Annotated in this window: 13 protein-coding genes; 4 read left to right on the top strand and 9 right to left on the bottom strand. The window is 63.1% G+C overall.

Going from position 1 to position 15,635, the window contains the following annotated elements:
- Nucleotides 1-22: 22 nt before the first annotated feature.
- A complete protein-coding gene (cysS, locus tag MSKU9_RS14755) occupies nucleotides 23-1,387 on the top strand; it encodes a cysteine--tRNA ligase (RefSeq protein ID WP_141262135.1) in 1,365 nt (454 codons plus the stop codon).
- The gene (locus MSKU9_RS14750; RefSeq protein ID WP_193557710.1) at nucleotides 1,384-2,175 is read left to right on the top strand and encodes an RNA methyltransferase; all 792 of its coding nucleotides are present in this window, start codon (nucleotides 1,384-1,386) and stop codon (nucleotides 2,173-2,175) included. The genes cysS and MSKU9_RS14750 overlap by 4 nt, the downstream gene beginning before the upstream one ends.
- A 96-nt stretch (nucleotides 2,176-2,271) precedes the next feature.
- Here MSKU9_RS14750 and gltX read toward each other — a convergent pair whose 3' ends face one another.
- The 4 genes from gltX to MSKU9_RS14730 all read right to left on the bottom strand — a co-directional run bounded on the left by gltX (nucleotide 2,272) and on the right by MSKU9_RS14730 (nucleotide 6,834).
- On the bottom strand, nucleotides 2,272-3,609 hold the full coding sequence (gene gltX / locus MSKU9_RS14745) for a glutamate--tRNA ligase (RefSeq protein ID WP_141262133.1): 1,338 nt from the start codon (nucleotides 3,607-3,609) through the stop codon (nucleotides 2,272-2,274).
- A 212-nt stretch (nucleotides 3,610-3,821) separates the two neighbouring features.
- On the bottom strand, nucleotides 3,822-4,190 hold the full coding sequence (locus tag MSKU9_RS14740; protein ID WP_141262132.1) for a hypothetical protein: 369 nt from the start codon (nucleotides 4,188-4,190) through the stop codon (nucleotides 3,822-3,824).
- A gap of 48 nt (nucleotides 4,191-4,238) precedes the next feature.
- Nucleotides 4,239-5,399 (bottom strand): beta/alpha barrel domain-containing protein, encoded by a 1,161-nt coding sequence (locus MSKU9_RS14735; RefSeq protein WP_141262131.1) that lies wholly within the window; start codon nucleotides 5,397-5,399, stop codon nucleotides 4,239-4,241.
- A 31-nt stretch (nucleotides 5,400-5,430) separates the two neighbouring features.
- Complete coding sequence (locus MSKU9_RS14730) at nucleotides 5,431-6,834, bottom strand: class II 3-deoxy-7-phosphoheptulonate synthase (protein ID WP_141262130.1); 1,404 nt, start codon at nucleotides 6,832-6,834, stop codon at nucleotides 5,431-5,433.
- A gap of 307 nt (nucleotides 6,835-7,141) precedes the next feature.
- Between MSKU9_RS14730 and MSKU9_RS14725 the strand changes: the two genes are divergently transcribed.
- A complete protein-coding gene (locus tag MSKU9_RS14725) occupies nucleotides 7,142-7,486 on the top strand; it encodes a hypothetical protein (RefSeq protein WP_141262129.1) in 345 nt (114 codons plus the stop codon).
- A gap of 157 nt (nucleotides 7,487-7,643) precedes the next feature.
- Here the strand turns inward: MSKU9_RS14725 and gorA are convergent, their stop codons facing one another.
- Nucleotides 7,644-9,044 carry a glutathione-disulfide reductase gene (gene gorA, locus MSKU9_RS14720; protein WP_141262219.1) on the bottom strand — a complete coding sequence of 467 codons (1,401 nt, stop codon included), beginning with the start codon at nucleotides 9,042-9,044 and terminating at the stop codon, nucleotides 7,644-7,646.
- 135 nt (nucleotides 9,045-9,179) lie between these two features.
- Nucleotides 9,180-10,058, bottom strand: coding sequence for a ferredoxin--NADP reductase (locus MSKU9_RS14715; protein WP_141262128.1), 879 nt, complete (start codon nucleotides 10,056-10,058; stop codon nucleotides 9,180-9,182).
- Between the two features lie 295 nt (nucleotides 10,059-10,353).
- On the opposite strand from MSKU9_RS14715, the gene MSKU9_RS14710 reads away from it, so the two are divergent.
- The gene (locus MSKU9_RS14710; RefSeq protein ID WP_141262127.1) at nucleotides 10,354-12,801 is read left to right on the top strand and encodes a helicase-related protein; all 2,448 of its coding nucleotides are present in this window, start codon (nucleotides 10,354-10,356) and stop codon (nucleotides 12,799-12,801) included.
- A gap of 108 nt (nucleotides 12,802-12,909) precedes the next feature.
- Here the strand turns inward: MSKU9_RS14710 and serS are convergent, their stop codons facing one another.
- From serS to tatB, 3 genes are read right to left on the bottom strand one after another with little or no spacing between them, the layout of a single operon-like run.
- Entirely contained in the window at nucleotides 12,910-14,181 is a 1,272-nt protein-coding gene (serS, locus tag MSKU9_RS14705; RefSeq protein ID WP_141262126.1) for a serine--tRNA ligase, read from the bottom strand.
- Nucleotides 14,181-14,990: a twin-arginine translocase subunit TatC gene (gene tatC / locus MSKU9_RS14700; protein ID WP_141302288.1), complete on the bottom strand. Its 810-nt coding sequence runs from the start codon at nucleotides 14,988-14,990 to the stop codon at nucleotides 14,181-14,183. Before tatC ends, serS begins: the two co-directional genes overlap by 1 nt.
- Nucleotides 14,991-14,997: 7 nt before the next feature.
- A complete protein-coding gene (tatB, locus tag MSKU9_RS14695; protein WP_141262125.1) occupies nucleotides 14,998-15,570 on the bottom strand; it encodes a Sec-independent protein translocase protein TatB in 573 nt (190 codons plus the stop codon).
- Between the last annotated feature and the right edge of the window lie 65 nt (nucleotides 15,571-15,635).

Here is a 15,635-nt window from a genome sequence, read left to right as displayed (position 1 = left end):
GTCTGTCGCATCTAGGCGCATCATGTCCGACACACAGCCCCGCCTGCACCTGCACGACAGCAGGACGCGCAGCACCGTTCCCTTCGTCCCGCTGGCACCCGACAACGTGCGGGTCTATTATTGCGGTCCCACGGTCTATGACCTGGCGCATATCGGCAACCTGCGCGCCATGCTGACGGCAGATGTGCTGGTGCGCCTGCTGCGCCACCTGTACCCGCGCGTGACCTATGTGCGCAACATCACGGACGTGGATGACAAGATCAATGCCCGCGCCCATGCCAATGGCGAATCCATTGCAGACCTGACCACGCGCACCATCCACGATTTTCACGAGGATCTGGCCGCCGTTTCCATCCTGCCACCGGATGTAGAGCCGCGCGCGACCCATCATATCGGTGAAATGCAGGACATGATCCGCAGCCTGATCGAAAGCGGCCATGCTTACGAAGCCGAAGGGCACGTCCTGTTCGCGGTAAACACCTATCCATCCTATGGTGCGCTATCGGGCCGCACGCCCGATGACCTGATCGCGGGCGCGCGGGTGGAAGTCGCCCCCTACAAACGTGATCCGGGTGATTTCGTGCTGTGGAAGCCGTCTGATGACCAGACGCCGGGATGGGACAGCCCGTGGGGTCGGGGCCGTCCGGGGTGGCATATCGAATGTTCGGCCATGTCGCAGCGTTACCTGGGCGAAAGCTTCGACATTCATGGCGGCGGGTCGGACCTTCTGTTCCCCCACCATGAAAACGAACGCGCGCAGAGCATGTGCTGTCACCCGCATGGCCGCTTCGCCAACCACTGGGTGCATAATGCCATGCTGCTGGTGAACGGGGAGAAGATGTCGAAGTCCCTCGGCAACTTCCTGACCGTGCGCGACGTGCTGCGTGACACCCCTGCCGAGGCGCTGCGCCTGCTGCTGCTGCGCGCGCAGTACCGTTCGGTGCTGAACTTCACCCGCGAAGGGCTGAATGAAGCCCGCCAGATGCTCGACCGGTTCTACCGCGCGCTGGAAAACCTTGATCCCATGCACGATGCCGTGCCCGCGCCGGACAGCGTGGTACAGGTGCTGTGCGACGACCTGAACACGCCGCGCGCCCTGGCGGAAATGCATGCACTGGCTGACGCCGCCATGGCGGGTGACAGCAAGGCTGCCGCGCAGCTGAAGACGGCAGGCAACCTGCTGGGCCTGCTGCAGAATACGCCGGAGGCATGGTTCCGCGGAGACGCGAAGGTTGACCCGGCCCGGATCGAACGCCTGATCGCAGAACGGCTGGCCGCCCGCAAGGCGCGCGATTTTGCCCGGGCGGATGAAATCCGCAACGATCTTGCGGCACAGGGCATCGTACTGGAAGACGGTCCACAGGGCACGACATGGAGGCAGGCATGACCGGCCGTGACGGCGGGGCGGATATCGGCCCCATCGGCAATAGCCCGGTCGTAATCCTTGTCCGGCCCCAGATGGCCGAAAACATTGGCACCACGGCGCGCGCCATGGCCAATGGGGGCCTGTTTCACATGCGGATTGTAGCCCCCCGCGACGGCTGGCCGCAGGAACGTGCGTGGCGCAGCGCCTCCGGTGCTGACCGTATCCTCGAATCCGCGCAGGTATTTGATACGGTGGATGATGCGGTGGCCGACCTGCATCATGTCTTCGCCACCTGCCCGCGTCCGCGCCATATCGTAAAGCCGGTGCTGACTGCACGCGGTGGCGCCGCCGAACTGCGTGAAATGACGGATCGCGGACTGAAGGTCGGCCTGATGTTCGGTCCCGAACGCGCGGGGCTGGATAACGAAGACATGGCCCGCGCCGATGCGCTGATCCGCTATCCGCTCAACCCCGCTTTCATGTCGCTCAACCTGGCGCAGGCAGTGATGATCATGGCGTATGAGTGGTGGATGGCGGTAGACGATACGCCGCCGCGCACGCTGATGACCAACGAGACGCATGTGGCAACCCGTGGCGAGCTGGACAATTTCATGCGCCACCTGATCGCTGATCTGGATGAATGCGGTTTCCTGCGCAATGAACAGAAGCGGCCAGGCATGGTGCGCAACCTGCGCCACTTCTTCCTGCGTGGTGAGGTAACGGAACAGGAACTGCGCACGCTGCATGGCGTGGTGACGGAACTGTCGCGTGGGCGTAAGGCCCGGCAGGGCAGCGGTAAACAAGAGTAAAAGCTTCAGGGAACGCCGCCTTTTTGAAAAAAGGCGGCACCCAAAAACTTCTTGCTGTTGAAAAAAGGCCCGGTATAAAACCGGGCCTTTTTTATATCAGCGTGCCGCGACCTGCAGCCGGTCGGCCACGCGCGCCCGGCCCATAAGCGGCAGCAGGTCACGCATTTCCGGCCCGCTCTCTTCCCCCGTCAATGCAAGGCGCAGCGGGTGAAACAGCGCACGCCCCGTGCGGCCCGTGGCATCCTTTACGGCCGTGGTCCATGCCTTCCATGTGGTTTCATCCCACGGTTCCGCAGGCAGCGTCTCCAGTGCCTGCAGCAGGAAGGGGCGATCTTCCTCCTCAATCACCGGAGGGATGATCTCACCCGCCACGACATCCCACCAGTGGCGCAGTTCACCCGCCATATCCACATTGCCCCGCACCGCCAGCCAGAAGGCTTCCGTCGCCCCTTCGGGCAGGCGGGCGCGGATTTCATCAAACGACATGGCGTGCATGATGCGGCGGTTCAGGCCCAGCAACTGCCGCATATCAAATCGCGCGGCCGAGCGCGAAACACGCCCGAGGTCATACGTCTTGGCCAGTTCATCAAACGACAGCGCCGCCGGGTCATCCGCACTGCCCAGCCGTGAGAGGTAGGATACGATGGCCGAAGGCTCGACCCCGTCCTGCCGCAATGCGCGAATCGACAGCCCGTCAAAACGCTTGGACAGCTTGCCGCCGCCTTCATCCAGCAAAAGCGGCAGGTGCGCGAAGGTGAACTGGTTGCGCTTTGCCCCCAGTGCCTCCGCAATGTCGATCTGCACGCCGGTATTGGTCACGTGGTCCTCGCCCCGGATGATATGGGTGATGCCCAGTTCCATATCATCCACGACGGATGCCAGCGTGTACAGCACCGTCCCGTCCGCGCGCACCAGAACAGGGTCGGAAATGGCAGGCAGCTTCACCCGGCACGCCCCCATGACCAGATCATTCCATTCCACCGTGCGGTGATCGGACAGCCGGAAGCGCCAGTACGGTACCTTGCCATTGGCTTCGGCCTGCGCGCGCTGCTGCGGGGTCATGCGCAGCATGGCGCGGTCATAGACCGGCGGCTTGCGCATGCGGATACGGGCCTCACGCTTGGAGGCCAGTTCCTGCTCACTTTCAAAACACGGATAAAGCCGCCCGGTGGCCTTCAGCTGTTCAATGGCCAGCGCATAGCGGTCCAGCCGGTCCGACTGACGCACGAATTCATCCCAGCCAATGCCAAGCCAGCGCAGGTCATCCTGCAGGGCCTGCACATATTCCTCTTTCGAGCGACCGCGATCGGTATCGTCAATACGCAGCAGGAAGCGTGCATCGTGGCGGCGGGCGAACAGGGCATTGGCAATGGCCTGACGCGCATTGCCGACATGGATCAGCCCGGTCGGGCTGGGCGCAAAACGGAGTTTCATGACCCCTATATGCGGCGATTACGCCCTAAATGCCAGAGAACACATGCGCAATCCGACGCGGAATACACCAGCCTTGCAGGCCCAGCCCGATGCACGCCGGTATGGGTGCCTGACCCGTATGGGGAAAGTGTTTTCAGGCGGGCCGCCGACGCCGCCTTTTTAAAAAGACGGCACCCAAAAACTTTTACACCTTTACGGATTTAGGGACGTTCTTACGCCCCTTCATCCTCATCATCGCCACGGCGGGGATCAAAGGCGCGCCAGTCACGTTCCATCGGACTTGCGGCGTGGGCCACGAAATCATCCAGTTCATTGGCCGAACGCCAGCCCTGATCGCCTGCTTCCAGCACTTCCGCATCCTCGCCAAAGGAAAACCATGCCTTGAGGATATCGGCGGCCGACAGGCCGGGCATGCGGCAGCGTTCAATGCTGTCACGTACATAGGCGCGCGCAAAGGCATTGGCCTGGATCAGGTCGGGAAAACCGCCGACTTCCTCGACAATATTGTCCTCGGCGCCGCCTGACAGGTCCAGAATCCGTACGCGCCATCCCCCTTCGGGGGCAAAAATGGTTTCTGACAAGATGAAGCCTTTCGTTATGCATCCCTGCGCGGGACGTGACCATGTGGCCTAGCGGTTGCGCATGTGGCGCAGCAGGAACTCACGCCCCGCCTTGACCCGCGGCACATCGTCATAGGCCACGATATCGGCTGTGGCATAGGTTTCCGACCAGTGGTCGGGAATGAAGGAGCCTGTACCGATCACATCGACCGGCGCATGGGCGTCGGCCATGCTGAGGCATTTTTCCACGCTGAAACCCGACGACGCGATGATGCGTACATGCGCGAATCCTGCATCATCCAGTGCTTCGCGCATGCGCCAGATTGCGGCGGCGGAAACCCCGGTACCCACAAGGTAACGCAGTTCCTTGTCCGACCGGTACCGCCGGATGCTGCCCGGCGTATGGCGTTCCAGCACGTCATAGGATGATTGCGGGTCCAACCCCTCCAGAAAACGGCCGCCATGCGTATCCAGACGCACGGCCAGCCGTCCGGTTGCGGCAAGGTCCGGGAAATGGCGGCAGACTTCCAGCGCGTCCGTCACCTCGCGCCCGAAATAGTCCACCAGCACCACAAGGTCCATTTCGGGATAGACCTCGTGAAACATCCCGGCGGCCCGCAGGGTGGACCCGGCGTAGCCCACCAGCGCGTGCGGCATGGTGCCCAGCCCCTTCGTGGTGCCGAAATAATGCGCCGTCGCGTCATTGGCGCTGCCGATAAAGCCCAGCGCGCCTTCCTTCTGCGCGGCATGACTGCCGACGGAGGCGGCATAGGCCATCTGTTCCTGCATGCCGAAGCCCGCGCAATGCCGCGCCTCCATCGCCATGAACCGCACATGCGGCAGCGCCATGGACATCTGGTAGGCATTGTGGGCGGCGACACAGGCCGGGCCAAGACGCTGGAGCACCAGCGTCTCCAGCACCGCAAGCTGCGCGAACGATCCGGTCACATAGGCCAGCGGTTCACCCGCGCCCACCCATGTTCCCTCGGGGAACATAAGGTCACATTCAATGTCGATCCCGCGTTCGGTGGCAACGGCGCGCAGCCAGTCCACCATAAGCCGGGGCGCGGACACGACGGGGCGGCGCAGGAAGACGGCATAGGTCACCTTCCTGTCCCCAAAGTGTTCGACAATGGCACGCGTGCGGTTGAAATACGCATCCGTGCGGGCGGCGATCACATCACGTTCCACCGCGCCCGCACCCCGGCCTGCCTTCTCACCATGGGTCATAGCCCCTCCAATCCCCCCGATACGGGCGGGACTAGCGTGCCCCGCCACTCATGCGATGCATCCGCGTCTTCAGTTCTTCAGACAGACGGAATGCCATTTCCAGCGACTGTTCCGCATTCAGGCGCGGGTCGCAGAAGGTCTCATAGCGTTCACCCAGATCGGCTTCCGTCAAGCGGTGGGCACCGCCGATGCACTCGGTCACGTTCTGGCCGGTCATCTCGAAATGCACGCCGCCGGGGTGGGCGCCGGCTGCCTCGAATACGTCAAAAAAGCCGTGAATCTCCGACAGGATGGCATCGAACGAACGCGTCTTGATACCTGTCGAAGTCGAGCTTGTGTTGCCATGCATGGGATCACACAACCATGTGACCGTCCGCCCCGTGGCCATCACTTTCTCAAGAAGTGGCGGCAGATGGTCGCGCACCTTGCCCGCCCCCATGCGGGAAATGAGCGAAATGCGCCCGGCTTCGTCGGTCGGGTTGAGAATGTCGAGCAACTGCTCAAGATCCTCGATGGTCGTGGTCGGGCCGACCTTGATCCCGATGGGGTTGCGCACCCCACGCAGGAATTCGACATGCGCGCCATCTGGCTGGCGGGTACGATCCCCGATCCACACGAAATGGGCCGAGCAGTCATACCATTCGTCCGATGTCGAATCGATGCGGGTCAGCGCCTGCTCGTACGGCAGCAGCAGGGCTTCGTGCGAGGTATAGAACTCGGTCTCGTCAATCTGGGGCGTGGTGGCCGCCGTCAGGCCGCACGCGGCCATGAAGTCCAGTGTTTCGCCAATACGTTCGGCCAGTTGCCCGTAACGCTGCGCCAGCGGCGAACGTTCGACAAAGCCAAGGTTCCAGCGGTGGACTTCATGCAGGTTGGCATAGCCCCCGCTGGCGAAGGCGCGCAGCAGGTTCATGGTGCCGACAGACTGGAAATAGCCGGTTTCCATGCGCTTCGGGTCGGGAATGCGCGCGGATTCCGTGAAGTCCGAACCATTGATGATGTCACCACGGTAGGACGGCAGCGTCACGCCATCCTTCGTCTCGGTATCGGAGGAGCGCGGCTTGGCGTACTGCCCGGCCATGCGCCCTATCTTGATGACGGGCACCTTGGCGCCAAAGGTCAGCACAACAGCCATCTGCAGCAGCACGCGGAAGGTGTCGCGCACGATATCGGCGGTGAATTCACTGAAGCTTTCAGCGCACGCGCCACCCTGCAGCACGAAGGCCTGCCCCGTGGCGGCCTTGGCCAGATGGGCGCGCAGGCGCCGGGCTTCCCCTGCGAAGACCAGCGGCGGGTAGCGGCGCAGGCGCGCCTCCACGCCCTCCAGGGCGGCTTCGTCAGGATATCGCGGCATCTGCCGCGCCGGAAACGACCGCCAGCTCTCCGGCGTCCAGGCCTGCCGGGAAGAACTGCTGTGGCTGTGCGTCGCACTCATGGGTCGGATCCTAATTCCTCTTGATACAAGACAGTCCCCGCCGCCAGCGGCGGAAGGGCAGTCTTTATGTCGAAAAAAGCCCGGCATGGCAAAGCCTGTTCTGGGCCGGTCCCCTCTGGCTGCACCGCCAGCGGGGAATCAATGTTGCATTGACGCCACAAACAGACCCGATCCATACAGTTGCAGGTCGCATTACAGTCATGCTTCCCCCATATGTAAAAGCAGCATGGTTGGACTGCCAGACCACGGCTTCCCCTGACGGGGCATGGTTGGCATGGTGTCCCCTCAGGTAAAAGGATTACGGATCATGGCCACCACACGTGGGAAATTCATAACCGCCCTGGCAGCCGGGCTGTGTCTGTTCAGCGTGACGGCCATGGCCGCGCCCGACAGCAGTGACGACAGCAGCAGCCAGAGCGAAGACAAGATGACCGTTCATGGTCAGCGCAACCATCTGCCGCCCGGCTATGAGGAAGCGCCGTCCATGGAACTGAACCACGGTCCCGACCCCGACCATCTGGAACATGTGCACCGTGATTCGGTTACCGGCACGGACCTGTCACGTTTCGGCAGCGCGTACCAGAGCAGCGGGATCAATGGCGATGGCCAGCTTGGCGATTCGACCGGCAATGGCTGGGTCGCGCCCCGCTAAAAAATCACTTCAGAAATAATAAAAGTTTTTGGCTACCGCCTTTTTAAAAAAAAGCCTTACCAGAAACTTCTGTGGTTCGCGGGTTTGCCCGCCTGTTACACAATAAAAAAACCGTTGCCGGTCAATGTGCCAGCAACGGTTTTTTACATGGGCCGTATCAGACCGGGTGATGCGGCGTGACACGCGTGCGGGTACGCATGGTCACGAATTCCTCAGCCGAGGACGGATGGATGCCGATGGTCCGGTCCCAGTCCCCCTTCTTCAGCCCCGCCGTCACGGCAATCGCCAGACCCTGCATGATCTCCGGCGCGTCATCACCCAGCATGTGCGCGCCTACAACCACCTGACTGGCCTTATCGACCACCAGCTTCATGAACGTACGCTGCTGGCGGCCACTGAGCGTATTGCGCATGGGGCGAAAGCGGCTGACATACACGTCCACATCGCCCTTATGCGCAGCCTCGGCTTCCGTCAGGCCGACACTGGCAAGGGCGGGGGTAAAGAACACCGCCTTCGGTGTCGTGCCATAGGACCACTGGCGCGCCGGTGCGCTGCCAAACAGACGGTCAGCCAGATTATGCCCTTCCGCGATGGCGACGGGGGTCAGGTTCAGCCGGTTGGTCACGTCACCAATGGCGTAAATGCCGGGCACGGTTGTCTGGCTGTCCTCATCGACAATGATGCGCCCGTTCTCCTCCATCGCCACACCAAGCTGCGTCAGGCCAAGGCCGGTGATCTTGGGATGACGGCCGGTGGCGAAGAAAACGCAGTCGGTGTCAATCCGGGTACCGTTATCAAGGGTGACGGTAAAGCTGCCATCCCCGCGCTTTTCAATTTCAGTGGGCGACGCGCTGACATGCTGGCGGATGCCACGCAGATCGATGGCGTCATGCAGGGCGTGGCGCAGGTCGCCATCAAAGCCACGCAGCGGCTGCTGCTGGCGATAGACCAGATCAACTTCCGAGCCGAGTCCACGGAATATCCCTGCAAACTCCACGCCAATATAACCGCCACCCACCATGCACACCCGCTGCGGGCGCCGTGTCAGGTGAAAGGCCTGATCGGATGATATGGCGTATTCCGCGCCGGGGATCCTGGGCGCCGTCGGCGTGGACCCTACGGCAATGACAATCCGGGCCGCAGTCACACGGCGCGGGGCTTCATGGGGAGCCAGCGGGGACGGGTCGATACGCAGGGTGTGCGCGTCCTCGATGGTGGCAAGGCCGGTAAACAGCGCAACACCCGCCTTTTCCAGCATCGAGACATACAGACCGTTCAGGCGCGTGATTTCGCGGTCCTTGGCTTCAATCAGTGCGGTCCAGTCATGCTGCCCGCGCTTCGTGTTCCAGCCGAAACCGTGGCTGTCATCCACCCAGTCGCCATATTCGCTGGCCTGGACCATCAGTTTCTTGGGCACGCAGCCAAGGTTGACGCAGGTCCCGCCCCAGTGGCGGCTTTCCGCCACGGCCACGCGCGCCCCATGGCTGGAGGCGATACGCGCACACCGCACGCCGCCCGAACCCGCGCCGATTACAAACAGATCGAAGTCATAACTCATGCCGGTTGTGCATCCTGCTTCCAGCCGGAAGGACGGCGACAGCATGCGTCATTCCGGCAGCACCCCGCCCTGACGCGGGGCGGGACCAATAAAAAAAGCCCCGACCATGCTTCCTATGGCCGGGGCGGGGCGGGATCAGCGTTCGGCGAACGCCTTTTCCACCACATAGGCGCCGGGGTTGGAGTTGTTCCCCTCGTCAAAGCCACGGTCCTGCAGCAGCTTTTCCGTATCGGCCAGCATTTCCGGCGAACCGCAGATCATGACGCGGTCATGTTCAGGATCCAGTTCGGGGATGTTCAGGTCCTTGAAGATCTTGCCCGTCTCGATCAGCTTGGTGATGCGGTCGGTAACGGCAAATTCCTCACGGGTCACGGCCGGGTAGTACAGCAGCTTGCCCTTCACGTCCTCGCCCAGGAACTCGTGTTCGGGCAGTTCGTGGCGGATGTGGTTGGAATAGGCCAGCTCACCCGAGATACGCACCGTATGGCTCAGGATCACGTGGTCGTAGCGTTCATAGCATTCCGGATCCTTGATCAGGCTCATGAAGGGTGCAAGCCCCGTACCCGTGGACAGGAAATACAGGTTGCGGCCCGGACGCAGGTTGTCCAGCAGCAGCGTGCCGACGGGTTTGCGGCCGATCAGCACCTTGTCGCCCACCTTTACATGACGCAGGCGCGAGGTCAGCGGACCATCGGGCACCGCGATCGACAGGAATTCAAGGTGGTCCTCGTAATTCGCGCTGGCAATGCTGTAGGCGCGCAGCAGCGGCTTGCCCTCGACCTCGATGCCGATCATCGTGAACTGGCCGTTCTCGAAGCGCAGCGCCGGGTCGCGCGTGGTGGTGAAGCTGAACAGCCGGTCTGTCCAGTGATGGACCGACAGGACGGTTTCCGCATTCAGGTGGCCATATTCCTTGGTCGGTTCGGCCAGGTGGAACACGCCTTCCTGCCCCTCGACCGGAGCAAGGCCGGTGAGCATGGTCTCGGCGGTTGGCACAATCAACGTATCTGACATCTGGTTATCATTCTCCCGGCTGGATATGACGCAGACACAGGATTCCCTGAAACATGCGCCCGGCCACAGCTACATAACTAAGGCGGGCATGTTTAGGCCATCCACAGCGTGGAATTCCAGCACAAAACTAACATATCACGCGCCACGGGGAACAGATTGACCGTAGAATGCCCATTCCGGGACGCGCTTGTCACGCCACACGCGTACGATACGGCGTTCTATTCAATGATTTCGGGCACGGATGCAAGTACGGAGTCCATTGTCGTCAGCGCGTGGATGACGCACATAGTCAGGTATGACTTCTGAATTCCCCGACCGGGCCGCCCCTGCCCTGCTGGCGCTGGACGCGGCGATCGCCGCAACCGGACTGCATGTTGAAACCCGCGAGCGCCCGAAGCTGGAGCGCGTGATCGCCCGCATGCTGGAACCCGGCGCCACGCACATAGATGACGCCGCCTTCCGCAGCGCCCTGTGTACCGTGCGGCGCAAGCCGTGGGGGTCGCGGCTTATGGACCTGACCCGCCGCGCGGGGCAGATATGGGTCACGCGCGCAGATACGGAAGCCGCCGCCGTGACGGTGGACGACCCCGAACCCGATGACGCCCGCCTTCTGTCAGCCCTGGCCCCCGTACTGCATGAAAAACTGCGCGCGCAGGGCGATACGCCGCGCGCCGCAGTGGAAAACGTCCGCGCCGACCTGTTTGACGGCACCGGCCGCACGCTGGCACCAGCCGAACTGCGCACCCTTGCCGTGGCGGTGGCCGATGCCTTCGCCCTGCCTGATGCGGATGCCTTCGCCGCCGGACTGGAACGCGAGGACGCAAGCCGCAAGGACCGCGATACCCAGATCGAGGATACGGCGCGCGCACGGCGGCGCGAGGAAGTGCTGCGCCTGCGTGAATGGGAAAAAAGCCTTGTTCCCTTCAGCGACGTACCCGGCCTGCTGCGCTGTTCGCACCGCGAGGCGCTGCGCTGGATCGCGGAAAACCGTCTGCCGGTCGCACGCCGCGTGCCGCAGGCGGATGGACAGGAACGGTGGGAATTCGACCCGACCGAACTTATGGCCCTGCGCCAGCAGTTACCCCAGTGGCGCAGGGAGGGACAGGAAACCCCGTCGCGCGCACCACTGGCCCCCGACCTGGGCAACCGCCGCGTGGGTAACGCTGTCATTGCACAGGTCGCCGCCCTTGACCGCTACGCCGCTCATTTCCGCACCGCACGCGCGCTCAACCGTCGTATCACGCTGGTGACGGGACCGACCAACAGCGGCAAGTCGCATACGGCACTGGATGCGCTGGCCCGTGCCGAAAGCGGGCTGGCGCTGGCGCCGCTACGGCTGCTGGCACATGAATTCCGCGAGTCGCTGACCGCGCGCGGCGTGCCGACATCGCTGGCCACGGGCGAAGAGCGCATCGAAGTGCCCGGTAGCCGCCATCTGGCCGCAACCGTGGAAATGTGCCCGCTGAACAACCCGGTCGATGTAGCCATAATCGATGAAGCCCAGATGCTGACCGACCCCGACCGTGGGGCGGCCTGGACTGCGGCCATCATGGGTGCCCCCGCGCGGCACCTGTTCATCCTTGGCGCGCCTGATTGCATTCCCATGGTGAAGCGCATTGCCGAACTGTGCGGTGACCCGGTGGATGAAATCCGGCTGGAACGCAAAAGCCCGCTGGTTGCCGCCGAACGTTCGGTCAGCCTGCATGAACTGCAGAAGCATGACGCGCTGATCGCCTTTTCCCGACGCGAGGTACTGGACCTGCGCGCGCTGCTACTGGCGCAGGGCAAGCGGGTGGCGGTGGTGTATGGCGCGCTCAGCCCCGAAGTCCGCCGGGCGGAAGCCCAGCGTTTCAATGATGGCGACGCCGACATCCTGATCGCGACCGACGCAATCGGCATGGGGCTGAACCTGACCATCCGCCGCGTGGTCTTTGCCGCCCTGCGCAAATATGACGGCAACCAGACGCGCGACCTCAACCCGCAGGAAGTCAAGCAGATCGGCGGTCGCGCCGGGCGTTACGGCAAGCATGAACAGGGTGTTGTGGCCGTGCTGGAAGGGGTCGGCAGCCCGTCCTTCATCCACGCCATGCTGGCTGCCCCCCCGCAGCCGATCGAGGACATGCGCCCGCAGGTGCAGCCCGATGCGGACATTGTTCAGGCCGTCGCGGCCGAAATCGGGTCCGACAGCCTGTTTGGCGTGCTGGTGCGCATTCGCCGCGCGGTGCTGCGCCGCGATGACCCGAATTACCGGCTGGCCAACATGGAACAGGCCTTCGCCATTGCAACCGCGCTGGAAGGTGTGTCGGATCTGACGCTGGCGCAGCGCTGGGTCTATGCCATGTGCCCGGTGGATGACCGCGACAATGGCATCCAGCGCCTTGTCCACTGGGCGGCAGACCATGCGGCGGGCAATGCCGTGCCACCACCGGGCACGGGCCGCCTGCCGCCGCCCGAACGGGCCGAGCGCACGGAACTGGAACGCGCGGAAAAACGCCACAAGCGGCTGGTGGCATGGCGATGGCTGGCGCTGCGCTTCCCCGAAGCTTACGTCAACCGTGAGGAAGCCGAGGCCACGACCGCCCGCCTGAATGACTGGATCGAAGACGTGCTGCGCCAGCAGAGCATCCGCGCCCGCACGCCGCGCACGTCCCCCTTCAGCCCTGATAACCGCGCCAGCCCGCCGGGCCGCCGCAACCGTGAGGCACCGACCAAGGGCAAACGCCCGCACCGCAAGCGACGTTAAGGGAAGACGCAAAGATAAAAGTTTCAGGTGCCGCCTTTTTCAAAAAAGGCGGCGTTATCTGAAGCTGTTTGAAAAAAGCTTCACCAAAAACTTCTTTATTCCAGACTCTCAGGCCGCGCGGATAACCTCGACGCCGCCCATATAGGGACGCAGCACATCGGGGATGGTGATGCTGCCGTCCTCGTTCTGGTAATTTTCCATAACTGCGATCAGTGTGCGGCCCACGGCCAGACCGGACCCGTTCAGGGTATGGACGAACGCGGGCCTGCCCTCTGCCGCGCGATAGCGGGCGTTCATGCGTCGCGCCTGAAAATCGCGCGTGGTGGAGCACGACGAGATTTCACGCCATGCCTTCTGCCCCGGCAGCCATGCCTCAAGGTCAAAGGTCTTTGCCGCGCCAAAGCCGGTATCCCCCGCGCATAGCAGCATGCGGCGATAGGGGATGCCCAGCTTTTCCAGCACCATTTCCGCGCAGCGGGTCATGCGTTCGTGCTCGGCATCGCTTTCCTCCGGCGTGGTGATGGACACCATCTCGACCTTCTGGAACTGGTGCTGGCGCAGCATGCCACGCGTGTCGCGGCCCGCCGCCCCGGCCTCGCTGCGGAAACACGATGACAGGGCGACAAGGCGGCGCGGCAGCACATTGCCCGGCAGGATCTGGCCCGCGACACTGGCGGTCAGCGGCACCTCCGCCGTGGGGATCAGCCAGCGGCCGTCCTCGGTACGGAAGGACTGGTCAGCAAATTTGGGCAGCTTGTCAGTGCCGTACATCGCCTCGTTATTGACCAGAACAGGGACTGCGGTTTCCTCATACCCGTTTTCACCCGTATGCAGGTCCAGCATGAACTGCCCCAGCGCGCGTTCCAGCCGCGCAAGCTGGCCATGCAGCACCACGAAACGCGCACCCGACAGGCGGGATGCGGTCTCGAAATCCATCATGCCCAGTGCCTCGCCCAGCTCGAAATGCTCACGCGGGGCAAAAGCGAATTCGCGCGGCGTACCGTTCTGGTGCACCTGCACGTTCGCATTTTCATCCGCCCCTGCGGGCACACTTTCGTCCAGACGGTTGGGCAGGCGTTCCAGCGTGCCGCGGATCTGCCCGTCCAGATCATCGGCGCGGGTCTGCAGTGCCTCCATCCGGGCCTTGGCGCTGATCACTTCGGCTTCCAGAGCCGAGCTGTCCGCCCCAGATTTGCGCATTGCCCCGATTTCCTTGGAAATCTGCTTCCGGCGCGCCTGCAGTTCCTGCAATGCGGTTTCAGCGGAGCGGCGGTCATGGTCCAGCAGCAGCAGCGCCTGCGCCACGGCAGGCTCCCCCCGCCGCTTCAGGTCGGCGTCAAAACCGTCAGGATCGGCGCGAAGGGCGCGCAGGTCGTGCATCAGGTAGTCTCCTCGGTGTCTTCAGGCAGATTGCGCGGCTCGACAAGGCGGGCGCAGAAAATGGAAATCTCGTACAGCCCGATCAGCGGCACGGCCAGGCCGGTCTGGGTAATCACGTCGGGCGGCGTCAGGATGGCGGCGGCCACGAACGCGCCGACATAGGCATAGCGCCGCACACGCGCCAGCCCCTTTGACGTGACCAGCCCCACCCGCGCCATAAGCGTCAGCACCACGGGCAGTTCGAACGCCATGCCGAACGCCAGGATCAGCTTCATCACCAGTGTCAGGTATTCCGACACCTTGGCCTGCAGCTCGATCTGCAGTCCGTCCTGCCCGTCCGCCGTCTGGAACGACAGGAAAAACTTCCATGCGGCGGGGAAGATGAAGTAGTACGCCAGCGCCGCTCCCATGGCGAACATGATGGGCGTTGCCACCAGAAACGGCGCAAAGGCCCGTTTTTCGCTGCGGTACAGCCCCGGCGCGATAAAGATCCACGCCTGTACCGCCATCATGGGAAATGACAGGCAGGCCGCACCGAAAAAGGCAACCTTCATGTAGGTAAAGAAGGCTTCGTACAGTGCAGTATAGATCAGGTGCGGCTGCTCCCCCTTCTGGCGCATGATGTCGCCCAGCGGCTTGGCCAGGAAGAAATAGATCTGTTCCGAATAATAGTAACAGACGGCAAAACACACCATGAACGTCACGATGGACCACAGCAGCCTGCGCCGCAGTTCCACCAGATGTTCCAGCAGCGGCATGGGCTGGTCGTTGATCGAATCCTGATTCAGGGTTTCGTCTCCTGCGTCCATCGCGTTCTTATTCCTGCCCATCGGCTGTAACGGAGACACGCTGCCCCCGGTGAATGACCCTGACCGGCGGCAGGAAGGCCGGGGGCGTAAGATTTGGCAGTTCCGCCGCGATGCGGCGTGCGATACGCGGCGGCAGGAAGTCGGGCGCACTGGCCAGTACCGCCTCGTCCGCCTCTTTCGGGGCCGTGCTGGACAGGGGGGGAATGTAATGGCGCGATGGCACCTGCTGTTCAGGCAGGGCGTCACCCGCAACGGGCGTTGCCGGGCGTGTGGCGGGAAGATCCCCCGTCAGCGTGGCGGGATCAAGCGAGCGGCGCAGCGTGCCATCCCCGTCAATCGCCTTCATCAGCTTGTCGCGCACGTTCAGCCGCTTGAGCTGGCCAAGCTGGTCACGGGCTTCGGTCAGATCCGCTTCCCGCACCATTTCGTCCACATGGGACTGGAATTCGGTGGCAAGACCGCGCGCCTTCTTGATCAGACCGGTCACCGTCCGGATGGCAATGGGCATGTCCTTTGGCCCGATCAGCAGCAGGCCCACCACCCCGATCAGGGCAAATTCAGACCACGCAAAATCGAACATGACCACTTTCCTCCACCACCACGCACGCGCGGCACACCCGCACGCAGCCGCGCGGCATCACATTT

It is taken from the genome of Komagataeibacter diospyri, assembly GCF_006538165.1.
Classification (GTDB): Bacteria; Pseudomonadota; Alphaproteobacteria; order Acetobacterales; family Acetobacteraceae; genus Komagataeibacter; species Komagataeibacter diospyri.
Note: the sequence above shows the minus strand (reverse complement) of the source record. Positions and strands in the feature narration are given on the sequence as shown.

What these genes read in the sequence shown, in the direction of transcription:
- MSKU9_RS14715 (WP_141262128.1), bottom strand. Translation starts at nt 10,058, where the DNA reads ATGTCAGATACGTTGATTGTGCCAACCGCCGAGACCATGCTCACCGGC.
- gorA (WP_141262219.1), bottom strand. Translation starts at nt 9,044, where the DNA reads ATGAGTTATGACTTCGATCTGTTTGTAATCGGCGCGGGTTCGGGCGGC.
- MSKU9_RS14710 (WP_141262127.1), top strand. Translation starts at nt 10,354, where the DNA reads ATGACTTCTGAATTCCCCGACCGGGCCGCCCCTGCCCTGCTGGCGCTG.
- cysS (WP_141262135.1), top strand. Translation starts at nt 23, where the DNA reads ATGTCCGACACACAGCCCCGCCTGCACCTGCACGACAGCAGGACGCGC.
- serS (WP_141262126.1), bottom strand. Translation starts at nt 14,181, where the DNA reads ATGCACGACCTGCGCGCCCTTCGCGCCGATCCTGACGGTTTTGACGCC.
- gltX (WP_141262133.1), bottom strand. Translation starts at nt 3,609, where the DNA reads ATGAAACTCCGTTTTGCGCCCAGCCCGACCGGGCTGATCCATGTCGGC.
- MSKU9_RS14730 (WP_141262130.1), bottom strand. Translation starts at nt 6,834, where the DNA reads ATGAGTGCGACGCACAGCCACAGCAGTTCTTCCCGGCAGGCCTGGACG.
- MSKU9_RS14725 (WP_141262129.1), top strand. Translation starts at nt 7,142, where the DNA reads ATGGCCACCACACGTGGGAAATTCATAACCGCCCTGGCAGCCGGGCTG.
- MSKU9_RS14735 (WP_141262131.1), bottom strand. Translation starts at nt 5,399, where the DNA reads ATGACCCATGGTGAGAAGGCAGGCCGGGGTGCGGGCGCGGTGGAACGT.
- tatB (WP_141262125.1), bottom strand. Translation starts at nt 15,570, where the DNA reads ATGTTCGATTTTGCGTGGTCTGAATTTGCCCTGATCGGGGTGGTGGGC.
- tatC (WP_141302288.1), bottom strand. Translation starts at nt 14,990, where the DNA reads ATGGACGCAGGAGACGAAACCCTGAATCAGGATTCGATCAACGACCAG.
- MSKU9_RS14750 (WP_193557710.1), top strand. Translation starts at nt 1,384, where the DNA reads ATGACCGGCCGTGACGGCGGGGCGGATATCGGCCCCATCGGCAATAGC.